Below are 16,987 nucleotides of genomic sequence, written 5' to 3' on the forward strand. Positions count from 1 at the left end.
CCGTACTGCGGGACGGCGGGCGTCCGGAGGTCAGACCTGGGTGAGGATGCGCAGTACGTCCAGCGACTTCGGCGGCGCGTCCGGGTCGTCCCCGTCGCCCGTGGCCAGCGCGACGTGCGCCTCGCGGGCGGCCCGGACGGTCTCCGGCCAGCCGGGGTGGCCGAGGTAGGCGGAGGCCGGCGCGTCCGCCCCGACCTCGTGCAGCATCTGCACGGCCCGCAGCACCGCGACGTCCACCAGCGCGGCCTCGGCCGGGTCGCGGAGGATCGTCCCGACGTACTTCTCGGCCGACCAGCGGTCCAGCCAGGTGTCCTCGACCAGCCGGTAGACGGCGTCGGTCACGTCACCGTAGCCCTCCCGTCCGGTCAGCCAGGTGTCCTGCTGGAAACCGGGGTCGGACAGCATGTGCAGCGCCGAGCGCAGTCGGGCTCGCCAGCGCCACCAGGGCAGGTCGTTGAGCGGCATGCCGCCCATCGTGCTGGAGCGGTGGCTCGGACGAGAAGTGTTTCGGGCAGACCGATACGAAGATTCTGTGCTGGCGGACATGGTGAACGATCGTACGTTCCCCGTCTGTTCGCGCTCCACTCGCGATCTACACGCGTACCTCCTCGGAGTTCGGCGGCCGTTCGCCATTCGTTCGCACTTCGGCCCTCTCGACTTGTGGCACCGGGGCTTGGCTTGCTCCGGCGCGCCGGAGGGCGCCCAGAGAGGGAATGCCGATGACCAGCCGAAGGGACTCCTTCCAAGCCCGTCCCCAGGTCGGGCGACGCCGCCGCCGACGCCCGATCGCAGCCGCCGCGACCACCGCGGCCCTGCTCCCCACCCTCTTCTCGGCCTCCGCGTGCGGCGGATCGGCCGATGCTTCCACCAGCGGCAATGACCTTGTTGTGATGACCTGGGCGCCGGCCGGCACGGGCTCCGCCGACCGCCCCGGCATGACGGCGCTCGCCTCCGCCATCGGCCAGGACGTCAACACCAAGGGCGGACTGGACGGCCACCGGCTGCGCGTGATCACCTGCAACGAGCACAACACCCCGGACGGTGCCCGCGCCTGTGCCCAGCAGGCGGTGGACGCCAAGGCGGTCGCCGTGATCGGCTCCTACAGCCAGTGGGGCGAGGCGTTCATGCCGGTGCTGGAGCGCGCCGGCATCCCGCTGATCGGCGGCTACGGGCTCTCCCAGCCGGAGTTCTCCAGCCCGCTGTCCTACCCGGTGGACGGCGGCATGCCGGCGCTGATCGCGGGCAACGGCCGCCAGCTGGTCGACGCCGGCTGCAAGGCCGTCTCCCTGATCCGCCCGGACACCCCGGCCGGCGACAACCTGCTCGGCTACCTGGGCACCGCGCTGCGGCCGGCCGGGATCAAGCTGACGGACGTCAAGGCGCCCGAGCAGTCCTCCGACTACACCCCGGTGATCCGCAAGGCGATCGGCAAGGACGAACAGGGCAACTGCATCACCAGCGCCCTGGCCGCCGAGCCGACCGGCAACCTGCTGGACGCCTACCGGCGGGTCAGCGTGAAGAACACCCGGATCGCCTCGGTGATCGGCAGCGTCCAGCAGTCGGTGGTGGACTCCACCGGCGGCGACACCGGCCCGCTCGGCGGCGCCTACGTCACCAGCTGGTACCCGCCGGAGTCCGCGAAGATCTGGGACGGGCTGCGCGCGGTGGTGCGCACCGACACCACCGGCGGGCACCCCATCGACGTCTCCGACCCCGGCGTGCAGACCACCTGGGTCGCGTACGAGGTGTTCCGGACGGCGGCGCAGAAGCTGGCGGAGGCCGGGAAGCCGGTCACCTCGAAGGCCGTCTCCTCGCTGCTGGACAGCGGCGAGGGCATCGACGTCGGGATCACCCCGCCGCTGAACTGGGGCACCACCAACATGCTGCCCAGCAGCGGGTCGCCGCGGCTGGTGAACACCTGGGTCACCTACCAGGTGGTCAAGAACGGCCGGATGACCCTGCAGCAGCCGGGCTTCGTGGACATCCGCTGGGCGCTCACCGGGGGCCGTCCGCCGGCCTGACGCGGACCGCGCCGGAGCGGGAGGGGGACGGGCCTTCGGGTCCGTCCCCCTCGTCGTTCACAGGCCCCGGTCGCTCACAGGTCCCCATCGCTCCGGTTGGGCAGTCCGGTCTGGGCGGCGATCGCGTTCCAGAGCGTGGCGGCCTGCTTCTTCGCGGTGGTCGCGGTGCCGCTGGCCTGGACGGCGTTCTTGTAGTGCTGGTTGTCCTGCTTCTTCGCGTCGCAGGAGCCCTGCGCGTCCTGCGCCCAGGCCGCGTACTCGTCGTCGGCCTGGGCCGAGGCCGTCCAGGCCGCGTTGAGCTGGTCGGCCAGCTGCTGGCCGCCGGGCAGCTTGTCGGTCTTCAGCTGGCCGAGCTTGCTCTGCAGTTCGCGCCGCTTGCCGGCCGCGCCGGACAGCGCCTGCTGGGACTCGGGCAGCTTGTCGCACTTCTGCACCGAGGCGACCGCGGACACCACCGCGCTGCGGCTGTCGCTCGCGGTGCCCAGCAGGTCCGACAGCGGCTGCGCCTGGGCCTTGACGTCCGGGTCGACGGCCGCGCCGGAGCCGCTCGTGCTCGGCGTCCCGGCCGTGGGGGCGGTACTGGCGGTGGCGGCCACCGGGGTGGACTTCTTGTCGTCCTTGGCGTCGCCGTCGCCGCCGCCCATCAGCACCGCGACCAGGATGCCGGCCACCGCGCAGCCCGCCACCACGCCACCGATGATCAGCTTGTTGGACGGGCGGCCGCCGCGCCCCTGAGCGCCCGCCTGGGTCGCGTCGAAGCCCTGCTCGAAGCCCTGGCCGTAGCTCTGCCCCTGCTCGGGGGCGTAGCCCTGGTGGTAGTCCTGGGCCGGGTAGCCCGGCTGCGGCTGCGCGGCCGGCGGGTAGGCCTGGTAGCCGGGCGCGGGCTGCGGCTGCGGGTAGCCGGGCTGGGCCTGCGCCGCCGGGTAGCCGGCCTGCGGGTCGCCGGCCGGGTACGGCGGCAGGTACTGGGTCTCCGGGGCCGGATCGGGCTGCGGGGCACCGTAACCGGGCTGCTGCCCGCCCCACGAGGCACCCGGCCCGGGCATCGGCTGCGCGGGCATGGCCTGGGTCGGCAGCGCGTGCGCACCCTCGCCGAGGTACTCCGGCTGCCCGGAAGGCTGCCCCACCGGCGGCACGGCCGAGTGGGCCTGCGGCTGCCCCGGCTGGCCGGGCTCGGGGCGGAACAGGTCGTCCAGGTTGAAGTCACCGGAGTTCGGGTACGAGCGGCGCTGACTCAACGCGATTCCTCACCTGTGCAGGACCGCGCACTGATGGCGGACCACATCTCGTCGGTTCTTGGGAGCATCACAGTTCCTTGGACGTCGCGCCCACGCTACCGGTTCGCCTCACCGGGTGACCACGTGGGCGGGACATCCATCACGCTCCCTGCACAGACGATCCGCGACCGCCCCGGGCTCGGGCCGACGCCCGGGCCCCGGGGACGGGGAGGAGCCGCGGAGGCGGACGCTACGCCGCCTCGGCGTCCGCCCGGGCGTGGAACTCGCGGACCACCCGCTGCTCCCGGTACGGCTCCAGCCGGCGCCGGAACTCGTCCAGGTACTCCACGCCCCGGTTGGAGCGCAGCCCGCTGAGCAGCCGGACCGCCTGAGCACCCGTCTCGCAGGCGCGTTCCAGGTCCCGCTGCTGGAGCTGAGCGGTGGCCAGCAGGACGAGGTCCACCGCGCGGCGCCGGACCCTGGTCGGCGGGTGCAGGTCGAGCGCCCGGCGGGCGTAGTGCTCGGCCTGGCCCGCCTGCTCCAGGTCCCGGTGGCAGTGGGCCAGTTCGTCCGCGAGGTAGGCGTCGTCGAAGTGGGCGATCCAGTCCGGGTCGTCCTCCGGGCGGCGCTTCTCCATCATCTCCAGCGCCCTGGCCGACACCGCCTCGCAGGAGCGGGCGTCGCCGAGCAGGGCGTGGCCGCGGGCCTCGGCGGCGTAGAACATCGCCATCGCCGTCGGGGTGGCCACCGAGCGGGCGCCCTCCTGTGCGGCGCGGGCGAGTTGGGCGATCTCCCGCGGGTTGCCGAGGGTCGCCGCCAGGTGGCTCATCGAGGCGGCCAGCACGTAGCCGCCGTAGCCGCGGTCGTCGGCGGCCTGGGCCAGCCGCAGCGCCTGGATGTAGTAGCGCTGGGCGAGCCCGGGCTGCCCGGTGTCCACCGCCATGTAGCCGGCCAGTTCGGTCAACCGGGCCACCGCGGCGAAGAGTTGGCGCCCGGTCTCCTCCCGGTAGGCGCCGCCGAGCAGGCCGGAGACCACCGAGTTGAGGTAGTGCACCACCACCGGGCGCACATGGCCGCTGCCGAAGCGGTGGTCGAGGTCGACCAGCATCGCGGTGGTCGCCTTGACCGCGGCCACGTCGGTCGGGCCGACCCGGGGGCCGCCGGCCCGCGCCACCACCGGGTCCGGCGGGGTGATCAGCCAGTCCCGGCTGGGCTCCACCAGCGCGGAGGCGGCGACCGTCGCACCGGTCAGGAAGTCCCGCCGGCCGACGTCGCTGCGCCACAGCTCGCAGACCTGCTCCAGGGCGGCACCGATGGTCGGCGCGAACTGGAGCCCGATGCCGGAGCTCAGGTTCTTGCCGTCCGCCATGCCGATCTCCTCGACCGACACGCTGCGGCCGAGCTTGCGGCCCAGGGCCTCGGCGATCACGGCCGGCGCCTGCCCGCGCGGCTGCTGGCCGCGCAGCCAGCGGGCCACGGAGGTCTTGTCGTACCGAAGGTCCAGCCCGTGTTCGGCGCCGCAGAGGTTGACCCTCCGGGCCAGGCCGGCGTTGGAACAGCTGGCCTCCTGGATCAGTTGCTGCAGACGCTCGTTGGGCTGTCGTGCGACGAGTGGTCTCGCGGCCATTGGGCTTCGCCTCCCCACACCCTCCGGTCCCGGCCGGCGGGCGACGCTTCTGCTGATCTGTTGCCGACTGTCCGACCATCCAAGGAATCTGACACAAGGTTAGCGATCAGCAACGCCAGCGGGATACCCACGGTGACGAACCGCACCCCCCTTGCGCCCCGGGAAATGCTCCTGTGCGCCCCCGCTGCGCCTGCCCTCAGCCCCTTCAACTCGGCCGACTAACCGGAACGGGTGACATTGCCGGGATACACCCAACCGGGCGCCATCGGGCCGTAACCAGCCTCACACACGGTAGTTGAGCACCCCGTGGAAGACATCCCCGACGCCCAGGACCGGAACGAGAGCACCGACCCGCCCCTCTTACTCGTGGAAGCCGTCGGCTACGCCGAGACCCGCCACTGGGAGGTGGCCCCGGGCGCCTGGCTGGTCGACGACGGCGACGGCGCAGTCCGCTGCTCCTGCGCCGACCGGCGCTGCACCCTGCCGGGCGCCCACCCGCTGGACCCGGACTGGGCGAGGCAGGCGAGCGCCGGCCCCGGTGCGGTGCGGCGCTGGTGGACCGAGCGGCCCGACGCGTCGGTCCTGCTGCCCACCGGGCGTTCCTTCGACGTCCTGGACGTCCCGGAGACGGCCGGCTGCCTGGCGCTCGCCCGGATGGAGCGGATGGACCTCCAGCTCGGCCCGGTGGTGGTCCAGCCCGCCGCGCCCGGGCGGATCGGGCGGCGGCTGCACTTCCTGGTGCTGCCCGGAGGCGCGGCCAGGCTCCCGGAGATGCTCCGCCGGCTCGGCTGGCCGCCCGGTCGGCTGGACCTGGTCGCCCGCGGCGAGGGGGACTGGACGGTCGCCCCGCCGTCCAGGATCGGCTCCCTGGGGTACGCCCAGTGGGCCCGCTCCCCCTCCGCACTCAACCGCTGGCTGCCGGACGCCGCAGAACTGATCAGCCCGCTCGCGTACGCCTGCGGCCGCGAGACGGCCTCGGCCCGGACCGCCCGGGCCGCCCAGCCGGCGCCGGTGGGCTGAACACCGCTCACCCCGGAACGGCCGCCCTCTGCCGATCGGGTGAGGGCGCGCACCGCGCGACACAACGCGCGCACGTGACGGGCCTTGTCTCCCACCGGGGACGGGGCCCGTCATACGCATGTCCGGATAAGGCTTCCGTGTACCCGCTGGTCAACCCACGAAGCCCCTCGTACGAGTGACAGCGCTCAAGGATTGCCATGATCGGCCGAGGGGAGGAATTGCGATGTGTGGGGACGCCGGCAGGGGCGCTCGGACGGGGAAGCCGGGCGGCGGCGGTGGAGGTGGAGGGGAACGGGAGGGGCCGGGAGGGGCGGAGGGGAGAGGGAGGGAACGGGGAGGGCGAAGGGGCCCGCTGCCTGGAGAGCAGCGGGCCCCTTCTCGGTGCGACGGATGCGGCTCAGGCCTGGGCGACGAAGACGTGCTGGGCGATCTCCTTGCCCAGCTCCGCCGCGTTGTCCCCGGTGCCGACCAGCACGCCGCCGACGCCGGCGCTCACCTTGACCGTGGAACCCGGCCGCACGCCGGCCCGGCGCAGGGTGCTCATCAGGGCGCTGTCGGTCTGGATCGGCTCGCCGATCCGACGGACCACCACGTCGGCCCCGGCCTCGCCCGGCTTGACGGTGTCCAGCGGGACGAGCCCGGCGTCGAAGCCCTCGCCCTCGGCCTTGGTGTCGCCCAGCTCGTCCAGGCCCGGGATCGGGTTGCCGTACGGGGACTGGGTGGGGTGGCCGAGCATGGCGAGCACCTTGCGCTCGACCGTCTCGCTCATGACGTGCTCCCAGCGGCAGGCCTCCTCGTGCACCTGCTCCCACTCCAGGCCGATCACGTCGACGAGCAGGCACTCGGCGATGCGGTGCTTGCGCATGACGCGCACCGCGAGCCGGCGCCCCTCCTCGGTCAGTTCGAGGTGGCGGTCCCCGGCGACCTGGAGCAGCCCGTCGCGCTCCATCCGGCCGACCGTCTGGCTGACCGTGGGGCCGCTCTGTTCCAGGCGCTCCGCGATCCGGGCGCGCATCGGGACGATGCCTTCCTCCTCCAGCTCCAGGATGGTGCGAAGGTACATCTCAGTGGTGTCGATCAGCCCAGACATCGCCGCTGGCTCCGTTCTTCGGTGTCCTCACCGCCAATTCTGACGTACGGGACCGACAACCGGGCCCGCCCCGGGGCTCCGGAGGCCCGTTTCGTTCCTGTTGACAACGGTGCCGCCGGGGCGCGACCGTGCTCGCCGAAGCTTTCTCCACCGGCGGTCTGGACCACCCGGACCACCCCACCCGGCCGGATCCCCCACCCGGCAGAGAGCGAAGGCAGCAGATGAACGACCTGGTCGACCGGTACTTCGACGCCGCGATCGCCCACCTCCAGCGGGTCCGCGTGGAGGAGGCCGACACCATCGAGGCCGCCGCCGCGCTGCTGGCGGAGGCGATGACCGAGGGTCGCCGGGTCTTCACCTTCGGTGCCGGGCACTCCGCGCTGGCGGCCCAGGACGTGGTGTACCGGGCCGGCGGGCTGGTCCCGATGAACCTGCTGAACGTGCCCGGGATGGCCGGGGTGACAGTGATGCCCGCACCGCTGTCCAGCGCGCTGGAGCGGGTCTCCGGGCTGGCCACCGCCACCCTGGACCTCACCCCGGCCACCACCGGGGACCTGCTGTTCGTGATCTCGCTCTCCGGCCGCCAGGTGATGCCGGTCGAGCTGGCCCGGTACGCCCGGGACCGCGGCCTCAAGGTGGTCGGCGTGACCTCGCTGGCGTACCCGGCGGAGGTCTCCTCGGCGCACCCGACCGGCACCTACCTGAAGGACCACTGCGACGTGGTGCTGGACAGCAAGATCGCGGTCGGCGACGGCGAGCTGACCCACCCCGGCGCCGAGACCACCTTCGGCCCGGTGTCCACCATCGTGACCAGCGCGCTGATGCAGGCCGTGGTCGCCTCGGCGGTCGGCCGGCTGGCCGACCGGGCGGCCGCCGGGGAGTGCCCCGCGCCGCCGCTGTTCCGCTCCGGCAACGTCCCCGGCGGCACCGAGTGGAACGCCAAGCAGATGGCCGAGAACGCCGACCGGGTCTTCTACACCTACTGAGCCCCTCCCGCACCCGCCGGACCGCCCCGCCCACCCCCGGCCGGTCGCCCGCGCACGCCCGCCGACCGCCGCGCGCCCCCACCACCTCCCCGCACGCTGGGTGCAGGACCGAACACGAGGAGTACCGGACAAAGCAGCGGGCCTTCCCGGCCACATCCGGCCGCACCGGCCGTCACCAGGCGTACCGGTCGGCCCCCCGGGGCAGGAGAGCGGTGCGACCGGAGCGACTGGTGGGGGCCGAACATGGCGTCTGTTGCGGGACGGACCGGGTGGGTGCGCGAGCGGGACCTGCTACCCGAGTTCTTCTGGGCCGCCGACGCGGCCTCGCTGCGCGGGCAGCGGCGTTCGGTGCTGCTCTGCGCCTGGGAGCTGGTCCTGCTGGTGGCCGCCGCGGCGACCGGCTCGGCCGACGGCGAGCCCTGGGCGTGGCCGGCGGCGGCGGCCTACCTCGGCGCGATCGCGCTGGCGGTGGTGGTCAGCCGGCAGAACCCCCAGGGCCTCTGGTACGAGGGCCGGGCGGCCGCCGAGTCGGTGAAGACGCTGGCCTGGAAGTACGCCGTCCGGGCCGACGCCTACCAGCCCCCGCCGCGCGCCCTGCCGGACGCCGAGGGCCTGTACCGCTTCCAGCTCGCCCGGGTGCTCGGCGCGTTCCGGGACAGCCCGGTCGCCGTCCCGGACGGCGGGGTGGAGATCACCCCGGCGATGCACGACCTGCGCGGACAGCCGCTGGCGGTGCGCCGCGAGGTGTACCTGGCCGAGCGGATCCAGCTGCAGCACGACTGGTACCGCGCCAAGGCCCGCTACTGCGCCCGCGCCGGGTACTGGGCCGGGGTGCTGGGCGTGCTGCTGCCCGCGCTCGGCCTGGTGCTCGCCCTGCTGCGGGCGCTCGGCGCCTTCAGCTACGACGCGCTGGGCACGGTCTCGGCGGTGGCCGCCTCGGTCGCCGCCTGGGCGCAGCTGCGCCAGTACCGGCCGCTCGCGGCCGCGTACGCCCTGGCCGCCGAGGAGCTGGCGCAGATCCAGCACCAACTCGCCCAGCTGGACCTGGAGTCGATGGAGGCCGAGGAGGTCTGGGCCCGCCTGGCCCGGGACGCCGAGGACGCGATCTCCCGCGAGCACACCACCTGGCAGGCCCGCCGGGAGGTGCGCACCACCACCGACCGGGAGCACGCAACCGACCCGGAGCACTGAGGAGGCCGCAGGTGTCGTTACGGACGGTCAAAACGGCGGACGACCGCGCCCTCGCCGTCGAGTCCCTCGGCGATCCGCGCGGCCGTCCGGTGTTCCTGCTGCACGGCATGCCCGGCAGCCGGGTCGGCCCGCACCCGCGCAGCACCGTGCTGTACCGGCTGGGCGTCCGGCTGATCTCGTTCGACCGGCCCGGCTACGGCGACTCGACCCGGCTGTTCGGCCGCCGGGTGAGCGCGGCGGCCACCGACGTGCGCACCATCGCGGACGAGTTCGGGCTGGACCGCTTCGCGGTGCTCGGCCGCTCCGGCGGCGGCCCGCACGCGCTGGCCTGCGCGGCGCTGCTGCCGGACCGGGTCAGCCGGGCCGCGGTGCTGGTCGGGCTGGCCCCGCGCACCGCGGCCGGCCTGGACTGGTACGCGGGGATGACCCCGTCCAACGTCCGCGCCTACAAGGAGGCCGAGCGCGGACACGGCCGGATCGCCGACGCGATGGAGTTCCGCTCCCGGCAGATCAAGGACGACCCGGTCCGGCTGCTGAACGGGCTGCGCACCGAACTCTCCGCCGCCGACCGGGAGGTGGTGGCCGACAGCGGGCTGCGCCGGATGCTCCAGAGCAACTACCGGGAGGCGTTCCGGCACGGCGCGGACGGCTGGATCGACGACGTGCTGGCCTTCACCGCCGACTGGGGGTTCGAGGTCGGGTCGATCCGGGTGCCGACCTGGCTCTGGCACGGCGCGGACGACCAGTTCTCGCCGGTCGAACACTCCCGCTGGCTGGCCGACCACATCCCGGACGCCCAACTGTTCCTGGAGCCCGGCGCCGCCCACTTCGGGGCGTTCCGGGTGATGACCACCGCCCTGGCCTGGGCGGCGGGCTAGGAACCAGGGCTCAGGCCCGCACCGACGTCAGGCCCGCACCGGTGTCAGGGGCGCACCGACGTCAGGCCCGCACCGGCGTCAGGGGCGCCGAACCGCCGAGCACCGCCAGCACGTTGTCCACCGCCAGGCCGCCCATCGCCTGGCGGGTACGGACGGTGGCGCTTCCCAGGTGCGGGGCGAGCACCGCGCGCTCCTGGGCGAGCAGCGCGGACGGGACGGCCGGCTCGCGCTCGAAGTTGTCCACGGCGGCGGCGAACAGCGCGCCGGACTCCAGCGCGGCGGCCAGCGCCTCCTCGTCCACCACCCCGGCGGTCATGCTGACCACCACCGCGCCGCGCGGCAGCAGGGCGAGCCGGCGGGCGTCCAGCAGGTGCCGGGTCGCGGCGGTGAACGGGCAGGTGACGACCAGCACGGTGGAGGTGGCGAGCAGGTCCTCCAGCGGCTTCCAGTCGGCGCCCTCGGCCTGCTCGGGCGGCAGTTCGCGGCGGTTGTGGTAGCTGACGGGCATGTCGAAGGCGCGGGCCCGGCGGGCCACCGCCTGCCCGATCCGGCCCATGCCGAGCACACCCAGCGGGGTGCCGGCCAGCTCCAGGCCGAGCAGGAAGTTCGGCGCCCAGGTCCAGGGCGCGCCGGAGCGCAGCAGCCGCTCGCCCTCGCCGAGGCGGCGGGTGGCGGCCAGCAGCAGCGCCCAGGCCATGTCGGCGGTGGCGGTGGTGAGCACGCCGGGGGTGTTGGTGACCAGCACGCCGCGTTCGGCGCAGGCGGCCACGTCCACGTTGTGGTAGCCGACGGCGTGGTTGGCGACGACGGCCAGCCGCGGGCCGGCCGCGTCGAGGAACTCGGCGTCCACCCGGTCGTCCAGGGTGGTGATCACGGCCCGGCGCCCGCGGACGGCGGCCAGCAGTGCGGCCCGGTCCATCGCCAGGTCGGAGTCGTGGCAGGTGACGGCGTGGTGCGCGGTGAGCCGCTCGACGACGCCGGGGGCGAGGCGCCGGGTGACCAGGACCGGGGGCGGGGTGCTCATGATCTGGGAGCGTACCCCGCCCCCTTCCCGGTCCTCCCGATCAGACCGGCTGCGGCTCCAGGTCCCGGTTGATCCGCTTCCAGCCGCGCGCGGAGACCGTGTTGGGGTGCTCCTCGCCGACCTGCCGGATCAGCTCGGAGATCGCCCGCGCCCGCAGCTCGGCCGCCTGGGTGTGCCGGCCGCCCGCCCGCAGGGTGATCGCCAGGTTGGCCTCGCAGGCCACCGCGTCCGGGTGCTGGGCGCTGTAGCGGTCGCACAGCCCCTGGTACGCGGCCCGGCCGAGCCGCTCGGCGCGATCCAGCTGCCCGTCGTCGCCGTAGGCGTTGGCCAGGTTGATCATCGCGTTGAGGGTGTACGGGTGCTCCGGTCCGACCGAGCGGGTCAGCCCCTCGACGGTGAGCCGGCCGCGCTCGATGGCGCCCTGGACGTCGCCGCTGCCCCGCAGGTAGATGCCGAGGTTGTTGGCGCAGGCCAGGGTGAACGGGTGCTCGTCGCCGAACAGCCGCCGGTGGCCCTCGAAGACGGTGGAGCAGAGGTCGCGGGCGGCCTCCTTGTCGCCGGAGGCGCTGTGGTCGGCGGCCAGGTTGAGCGCGCAGGCGAGCGCGTCGGGGGCGTCGGCGCCGTAGCGCTCCAGGTAGCGCTCGTAGGTCTCCTTGGTGATCCGGCGGGCCTCGGCGAGCTGGCCGATCCGGCGCAGCGAGACGGCCAGCGACTTGGCGTTGCGCAGGTTCTCCGGCAGGTCCGGGTCGAGCACGTCGCCGAGGTCGGAGGTGACCTCCTGGAGCAGGTCCACCGAGCCGCGGTAGTCGCCGAGTTCGCGCAGGTCGCGGGCCAGGTTGGACTTGGTGGACAGGGTGTAGGGGTGCTTGGGGCCGAGGACGGCGGTGCGCCGGTCGAGGGTCTCCTGGTCGAGTTCGCGGGCCGCCTCGCTGTCGCCGACCAGCCGGTAGTCGATCGCCAGGTTGTTCGCCATGGAGAGCGTGCGCGGGTTGTCGTCGCCGAACAACTCGCGGAACTGGTCGAGGATCTCACGGTCGAGGTCGAGGGCGGCCTGGAACCGGCCGAGCGCCCTGCGGTCGGCGCCGAGCGAGCCGGCCGTCATCAGGGTGTACGGGTGGTGCTCGCCGAGCAGGGCCCGCTGGCGCTCCAGGGTGTCCTCGTCCAGGGCCAGCGCCTCGCCGTAGTTGCCCTGGGAGCGCAGCACGTTGGCGAGCTGGAAGCGCAGCAGCAAGGTCTGCCGGTCGTCCTCGCCGAGCTTGCCGGTCCACTCCACGTCCAGGGCGTGGCCGAGGTCGCGGGCGCGGTCGAGTTCGCCGCGCTTCCACAGGTAGCGGACCCGGTCGATGAGCAGCTGGCGGGTGTCCGCCTCGTCGCAGTTGTGCGCCTTGGACGGCGACAGGTGCGGCCAGATCTCGTCGAAGGCGGGCCAGTTGGCCGGGTCGTCGGTGTCGCCGAGGACGGGCCGGGCGCCGGTGAGGATGCGGTGCACCTCGTGGACGGCGATCTCCTGCTCGTCGGCGGTCATCCCGGCCCGGATCACCGCCTGGACGAGCCGGTGCACCTGGAAGCTGTTGCTGCCGGCGTCGACCTTGGCCAGCGCGTACCGGCCGATCGCCTGGATCACCTTGCCCAGCATGAACTTGTCGCTGAGGTCGGCGTCGAACTTCACCAGCGCCCGGATCATCTGGTCGCTGTAGAAGAGGTTCATCGAGATCGGCTCGGGCGCGAAGAACGCGCAGAGCTGGAGCAGCCGGACGGCCGCCGGGGACTGCTGGCGCAGCCGTCCGATCGACACGTTCCAGGTCGCGGCGACCGGCGTCGGGTAGTCGGCCGGGCGGCCGACGGCCAGGGCACGGGCGGCCTCGGCGTGCAGCTGGGAGACGTAGGTCTCCACCGGGGTGCCGGTGGTGTCCAGCCAGGCGGCGGCCACCTCGACGGCCAGCGGCAGGTCGCCGACCGCCTCGGCGACCCGGTCGGCGTCCGGGCGGGAGAGGCTGCGGGCGCGCCGGCACAGGTGCTCGACGCTCTCGCCGCGGGTGAAGACGTCGACCTCCAGCGCCTCGGCGTGCCCGGTCCAGGCCTGGTTGCGGGAGGTGACCAGGATGTGGCCGGAGCCGCCGGGGAAGAACCGGCGGATCTCGGCGGGCTCGTCGGCGTTGTCGAAGATCAGCAGCCAGCGCGAGGTGGGCACGCCGCGCCGCAGCGCCTCCCTGGCCGCCTCGGCGGCCTCGGTCACCGAGTCGCCGACCCGCAGCCCCAGCCGGCGGGCGAGTTCGGCGAGCGCCGGGGCGACCAGCTCGGTCTGCTCGGCGTCGATCCACCAGACCAGGTCGTAGTCGGACATGAAGCGGTGGGCGTACTCCAGCGCCACCTGGGTCTTGCCGACACCGCCGAGCCCGTACAGCGTCTGCGGGGTGGGCAGCACGGCCGCCATGCCGCCGCGCAGCTGGTTGCGCAGCTGCTCCAGCACGGCGGCGCGGCCGGTGAAGGACGGGTTGCGCGGCGGGACGTCCCACACCGAGGGCTTGCTGCCGGGGAAGCGCGGCCCGCCGCTGGGCGCGTCGCCGAGCGGGGTGTCGCCGCGGCCGAGCGCGCGCAGCAGGCTCTGGATCGACTGCATCTCGTCGCGGCCGACCAGGTCGACCGGGTTGCGGTTGCTGAACGGCGCGGTGAGCCGGACGTCGCCGACGCGGACCGGCAGCAGCTGGCGCCGGGTGCCGGAGGGGTCGGAGCTGACCACCGACTCCCACAGCGCCCGCGCCTGCGGGGATCGCTGGTAGGCGGGCGAGAGCACCGCGACCGTCCGGTACGCGGAGTCGATGCCGCGCTCGGTCTCCTCGCGCGGGTCGGTGCCGGCGCTGAGGTCGCGCGGCAGCACCCGGAAGCCGGCCCTGGTCAGGACGGACTCGATCCAGTCCGCCCACATCCGGTCCTCGGGGACGTAGGAGAGGTAGAGGTCGGCGGGCACGGACGGGCGGCGGCGGGTGAACGCGTCCACGTAGCGCAGCCGCACCTCCTCGTCCATCGGCGGCAGGCCGGCCGCCCGCCCCTCGGTGATCATGGAGGTGAGCCGCTCGCAGGCGGCCAGCATCGAGGTGGGCGTGCCGGTCTGGTCGCCGAAGGTGGCGAGGATCTCCTCGTAGGCGTAGAACGGCCGGTACGGGATCTCCACCGAGCCCCAGTACTGGGCGAGTTCCTCGCCGTCCAGGCCGACCGGCAGCCCGTCGAAGCGGACCCGGGCGAGGGCGCGGCCGGCGTCCGCCTTCTCCTTCTCGCCCTCGTCGATGCGCATCGGGACGGGCAGGATGCGGATGCCGCGCTCGCGGTAGCGGTCGTGGATGTGCTGCGCGATCCGGGAGGCGCCGTCGATGGACTGGTCGCTGAGGGTGAAGCAGACCACCAGGTCGTCGGGCATCTGGACGGTGCAGATCTCCGCGATGTCGGACAGGCCGGTGCGGGAGTCGATCAACACGTAGTCGTAGCGCTTGGCCATGTCGGCCTTGAGGGCGTCGAAGAACTGCCCGCCGTCGAACCGGTCGTAGAAGATGTCCCAGTCGAGGTGGGTGACGGCCTCGGAGTAGTCGCGGTTGAACTGGCCCGCGGAGAGGAAGTCCAGGCTGCCGCCGGCCGGGAAGTGCGGCCAGGTGAGCGAGAGCGCGTGCGGGTGCACCCGGGCGAAGTCCAGGTGCCAGCCCTCGGCGTGCTCGACCGGGCGCAACGCCTCCTCGCGGTACTCCGCGATCAGGTCCATCATGCCGGTGGTGCCGGCCAGCGAGGCCTGGTCGAGGAACGGGTGGAAGAACTTGGCGAGGCCGGGCGCCTCCAGGTCCCAGTCCACGGTGAGGACGCGGAAGCCGTTGGCGGCCAGGATCCAGGCGGTGTTGGCGAGCGCCATGGTGCGGCCGGTGCCGCCCTTGTACGAGTAGAAGGTGATGATCCGGCCGTTGCGGTCCCGTTCCGCCGCCTGCCGCTCGGCCTCCCGCTGGGCGGCCAGGTCGGCGGCGGTGAGCCCGCCGAGGCGGAGGTTCCTGGTGCGGTTGTCGTCGTTCATCGCGGTCCTCGTCCTCCCAAGGGCGCCATCCCGTCATCGGGTTCATCGCCGTCGTCGCGGTACGGGTCGTGCGCGCGGTGCGGGTCGTTGCCGTTGGTCCGACTTCGACGGGTGGTGCGGCCGTTGCCGCGGTCGTTGCCGTTGCCGTAGTTGGTGCTGTCGTCGTCGCCCTGGTCCTCCTCGAAGGGGTCCACCGGGGACCCGTCCGGTCCGTACCCGCCTCCCCCGCGCCGGAACGCGTCCCGCAGGCTCGGCCGGGGCGGCGGCGGTTCCTCCGGTTCGGCCCGGGTGCGGCCCTCGAACGCGTACTTGGCCTTCATCGCCGCCCGGGGCAGGGCGTCGTCGAAGTCCTCCAGGGTGTGCAGCCCGGTCGGGCCGGTCGCGCCGAGGAAGCTTGGCCGGCTCGCCCGCCGGGTGATGCGCAGCGTCTCGTCGCTGAGGTCGCCGAGTTCCTCCGCGCGGTCGGCGCACTCCGGGTCGTCGCCGTTGAACGGCTCCAGGATGCTCACCCAGGCGGCGTCCGAGCGGTCGAAGCGCCGGACCAGTTCGCGCCGGCGCGGGTCGCGCAGCGCCCAGCGGTCGAGCAGCAGCAGGCCGGGCGCCTCGGCGTTGCCCTCGATGATCGACTCGACCTCGTCGTCGAACTCGTGCACGGTCGGCTGGAACCCCAACTGCCGTGCCAGCCTGGCCGCGTGCTGGGCGATCGGCGAGCCGACCGGCCGGTACGGGTGCCAGTCGGTGCGCCGCTCGCCGTAGTAGTCGGAGCTGCGGTCGGCGGGCAACTCGTTCTGGTGGTAGGCGAGCACGGAGATCCGCAGCTGCTTGGTCGGGGCGGTGACGTTGAAGGCGCTCGGGAGGCCGTTGAACTCCAGCCGCCGACCGACCGGGATCACCGTCTCCTCCGCGACCTGGACGATCCGGGCCGCCAGCCGGTGCACGGCCAGCTCGTAGGCGGAGCGGAAGTAGCTGAGCTTCATGAGCGCGTAGAGGCCCTCGGTGGCGTACTCGGGGCCGAAACTCGCGTGGTTGAACTGGAGTTCACTGGCCACGTTCGGCAGCCGGTAGCGGCTCATCGGGGCCCACAGCACCGGCACGATGCCGCTGGTGCGCTCGGAGTCGAGGTTCGCCGGATAGACCGGCCGGCGAGTGAAGGCGTGCCATTCCTGGCCGCACGGAACGCTGTTGAAGTACCTCGGCGAGTAGAGGGGCACGAAGACCCGGCACGTCGCCAACTCGTCGGACAGCCGTTCGGCCCACAACTCGCCCTGGTGCATGGACTCGTCCATGAAGCCCACCGCGGCTCCGTCCGGGACGGTGGTCAGCTGGAGCACAGCCTCGCAGAGATCCCGGTACAACTGCCTGACCCAGTGGTTCGGGTCGCTCGCGCCCCGCGCACCGGCCTTGGGGGTGTGCGCGTAGGAGAGGAAGAAGTACGGCCGGGCGTCGTCCTCGTCCCAGCCCCGGTCAGTCACACGCGCCTCCCCCGGGCCCGTCGGCAAACCTGCCTCCCGCAGCCCCCGTGCGGCGGGGCTTCAGTGTAGGAACGACTGACACCCCAATGGAATAGCACAACGTCTCGCACGAATTGACATGACCGAAACGATGCCGCCACCCGTGCACTGGGAGCAGTACCCTCGTTCCGGCCGTCGCGCACCACCACCAGGAGGGAACTCGTGGAACACCTCGACTGGCAGAGGGCCAGCACCAGCATCGGCAAGGACGAGTGGATCGAGATCGCCTCCGAGGGCGACCACGTCTACATCCGGCAGTCCGACGACCCCACCCTCGTCGTCACCACCACCCGCATCAAGTTCAACGCCTGGGTCCGCGGCGCCAAGGCCGGCGAGTTCGACCACTTCGTCGCCTGATCCTCTCGGGCCGG

The 16,987-nt window shown here is 73.3% G+C and carries 13 protein-coding genes; 6 read left to right on the forward strand and 7 right to left on the reverse strand.

From position 1 onward, the window contains the following. Positions 1 to 30: 30 nt before the first annotated feature. Positions 31 to 465: a hypothetical protein gene (locus ACGF13_RS33040; protein WP_392882355.1), complete on the reverse strand. Its 435-nt coding sequence runs from the start codon at positions 463 to 465 to the stop codon at positions 31 to 33. A 425-nt stretch (positions 466 to 890) separates the two neighbouring features. Here ACGF13_RS33040 and ACGF13_RS33045 point away from each other — a divergent pair, with 425 nt between their 5' ends. Next, positions 891 to 2,021: an ABC transporter substrate-binding protein gene (locus ACGF13_RS33045; RefSeq protein WP_392882357.1), complete on the forward strand. Its 1,131-nt coding sequence runs from the start codon at positions 891 to 893 to the stop codon at positions 2,019 to 2,021. A gap of 74 nt (positions 2,022 to 2,095) precedes the next feature. On the opposite strand, the gene ACGF13_RS33050 is transcribed toward ACGF13_RS33045, so the two are convergent. Beyond that, positions 2,096 to 3,259 (reverse strand): hypothetical protein, encoded by a 1,164-nt coding sequence (locus ACGF13_RS33050; protein ID WP_392882358.1) that lies wholly within the window; start codon positions 3,257 to 3,259, stop codon positions 2,096 to 2,098. 229 nt (positions 3,260 to 3,488) lie between these two features. After that, positions 3,489 to 4,865, reverse strand: coding sequence for a transcriptional regulator (locus tag ACGF13_RS33055; RefSeq protein ID WP_392882361.1), 1,377 nt, complete (start codon positions 4,863 to 4,865; stop codon positions 3,489 to 3,491). Between the two features lie 306 nt (positions 4,866 to 5,171). On the opposite strand from ACGF13_RS33055, the gene ACGF13_RS33060 reads away from it, so the two are divergent. Further along, positions 5,172 to 5,885 (forward strand): bifunctional DNA primase/polymerase, encoded by a 714-nt coding sequence (locus ACGF13_RS33060; protein ID WP_392882363.1) that lies wholly within the window; start codon positions 5,172 to 5,174, stop codon positions 5,883 to 5,885. 397 nt (positions 5,886 to 6,282) lie between these two features. Here the strand turns inward: ACGF13_RS33060 and ACGF13_RS33065 are convergent, their stop codons facing one another. Then, positions 6,283 to 6,975 carry a metal-dependent transcriptional regulator gene (locus ACGF13_RS33065; protein ID WP_392882365.1) on the reverse strand — a complete coding sequence of 231 codons (693 nt, stop codon included), beginning with the start codon at positions 6,973 to 6,975 and terminating at the stop codon, positions 6,283 to 6,285. A gap of 221 nt (positions 6,976 to 7,196) precedes the next feature. Between ACGF13_RS33065 and ACGF13_RS33070 the strand changes: the two genes are divergently transcribed. From ACGF13_RS33070 to ACGF13_RS33080, 3 genes are all read left to right on the forward strand, one after another. Then, positions 7,197 to 7,961: a sugar isomerase domain-containing protein gene (locus tag ACGF13_RS33070; protein ID WP_392882367.1), complete on the forward strand. Its 765-nt coding sequence runs from the start codon at positions 7,197 to 7,199 to the stop codon at positions 7,959 to 7,961. Positions 7,962 to 8,204: 243 nt separating this feature from the next. After that, on the forward strand, positions 8,205 to 9,152 hold the full coding sequence (locus ACGF13_RS33075; RefSeq protein ID WP_392882370.1) for a DUF4231 domain-containing protein: 948 nt from the start codon (positions 8,205 to 8,207) through the stop codon (positions 9,150 to 9,152). A gap of 11 nt (positions 9,153 to 9,163) precedes the next feature. Continuing rightward, a complete protein-coding gene (locus tag ACGF13_RS33080) occupies positions 9,164 to 10,030 on the forward strand; it encodes an alpha/beta fold hydrolase (protein WP_392882372.1) in 867 nt (288 codons plus the stop codon). 61 nt (positions 10,031 to 10,091) lie between these two features. On the opposite strand, the gene ACGF13_RS33085 is transcribed toward ACGF13_RS33080, so the two are convergent. The 3 genes from ACGF13_RS33085 to ACGF13_RS33095 are packed head-to-tail and all read right to left on the reverse strand — an operon-like array spanning position 10,092 to position 16,577. Next, positions 10,092 to 11,054, reverse strand: coding sequence for a 2-hydroxyacid dehydrogenase (locus ACGF13_RS33085; protein WP_392882374.1), 963 nt, complete (start codon positions 11,052 to 11,054; stop codon positions 10,092 to 10,094). A 40-nt stretch (positions 11,055 to 11,094) separates the two neighbouring features. Further along, positions 11,095 to 15,105 carry an FxSxx-COOH system tetratricopeptide repeat protein gene (fxsT, locus tag ACGF13_RS33090; RefSeq protein WP_392882376.1) on the reverse strand — a complete coding sequence of 1,337 codons (4,011 nt, stop codon included), beginning with the start codon at positions 15,103 to 15,105 and terminating at the stop codon, positions 11,095 to 11,097. After that, complete coding sequence (locus tag ACGF13_RS33095) at positions 15,102 to 16,577, reverse strand: TIR-like protein FxsC (RefSeq protein ID WP_392882378.1); 1,476 nt, start codon at positions 16,575 to 16,577, stop codon at positions 15,102 to 15,104. Before ACGF13_RS33095 ends, fxsT begins: the two co-directional genes overlap by 4 nt. Before the next feature lie 201 nt (positions 16,578 to 16,778). On the opposite strand from ACGF13_RS33095, the gene ACGF13_RS33100 reads away from it, so the two are divergent. Next, complete coding sequence (locus ACGF13_RS33100) at positions 16,779 to 16,973, forward strand: DUF397 domain-containing protein (protein ID WP_392882380.1); 195 nt, start codon at positions 16,779 to 16,781, stop codon at positions 16,971 to 16,973. Positions 16,974 to 16,987: the final 14 nt, after the last annotated feature.

The organism is Kitasatospora sp. NPDC048286 (assembly GCF_043201735.1).
Lineage (GTDB): Bacteria > Actinomycetota > Actinomycetes > Streptomycetales > Streptomycetaceae > Kitasatospora.

Excerpts from the sequence above, each read along its gene's own strand:
- ACGF13_RS33040 (WP_392882355.1), bottom strand. The coding sequence starts at position 465 with ATGCCGCTCAACGACCTGCCCTGGTGGCGCTGGCGAGCCCGACTGCGC.
- ACGF13_RS33045 (WP_392882357.1), top strand. The coding sequence starts at position 891 with ATGACCTGGGCGCCGGCCGGCACGGGCTCCGCCGACCGCCCCGGCATG.
- ACGF13_RS33055 (WP_392882361.1), bottom strand. The coding sequence starts at position 4,865 with ATGGCCGCGAGACCACTCGTCGCACGACAGCCCAACGAGCGTCTGCAG.
- ACGF13_RS33065 (WP_392882365.1), bottom strand. The coding sequence starts at position 6,975 with ATGTCTGGGCTGATCGACACCACTGAGATGTACCTTCGCACCATCCTG.
- ACGF13_RS33070 (WP_392882367.1), top strand. The coding sequence starts at position 7,197 with ATGAACGACCTGGTCGACCGGTACTTCGACGCCGCGATCGCCCACCTC.
- ACGF13_RS33075 (WP_392882370.1), top strand. The coding sequence starts at position 8,205 with ATGGCGTCTGTTGCGGGACGGACCGGGTGGGTGCGCGAGCGGGACCTG.
- ACGF13_RS33085 (WP_392882374.1), bottom strand. The coding sequence starts at position 11,054 with ATGAGCACCCCGCCCCCGGTCCTGGTCACCCGGCGCCTCGCCCCCGGC.
- fxsT (WP_392882376.1), bottom strand. The coding sequence starts at position 15,105 with ATGAACGACGACAACCGCACCAGGAACCTCCGCCTCGGCGGGCTCACC.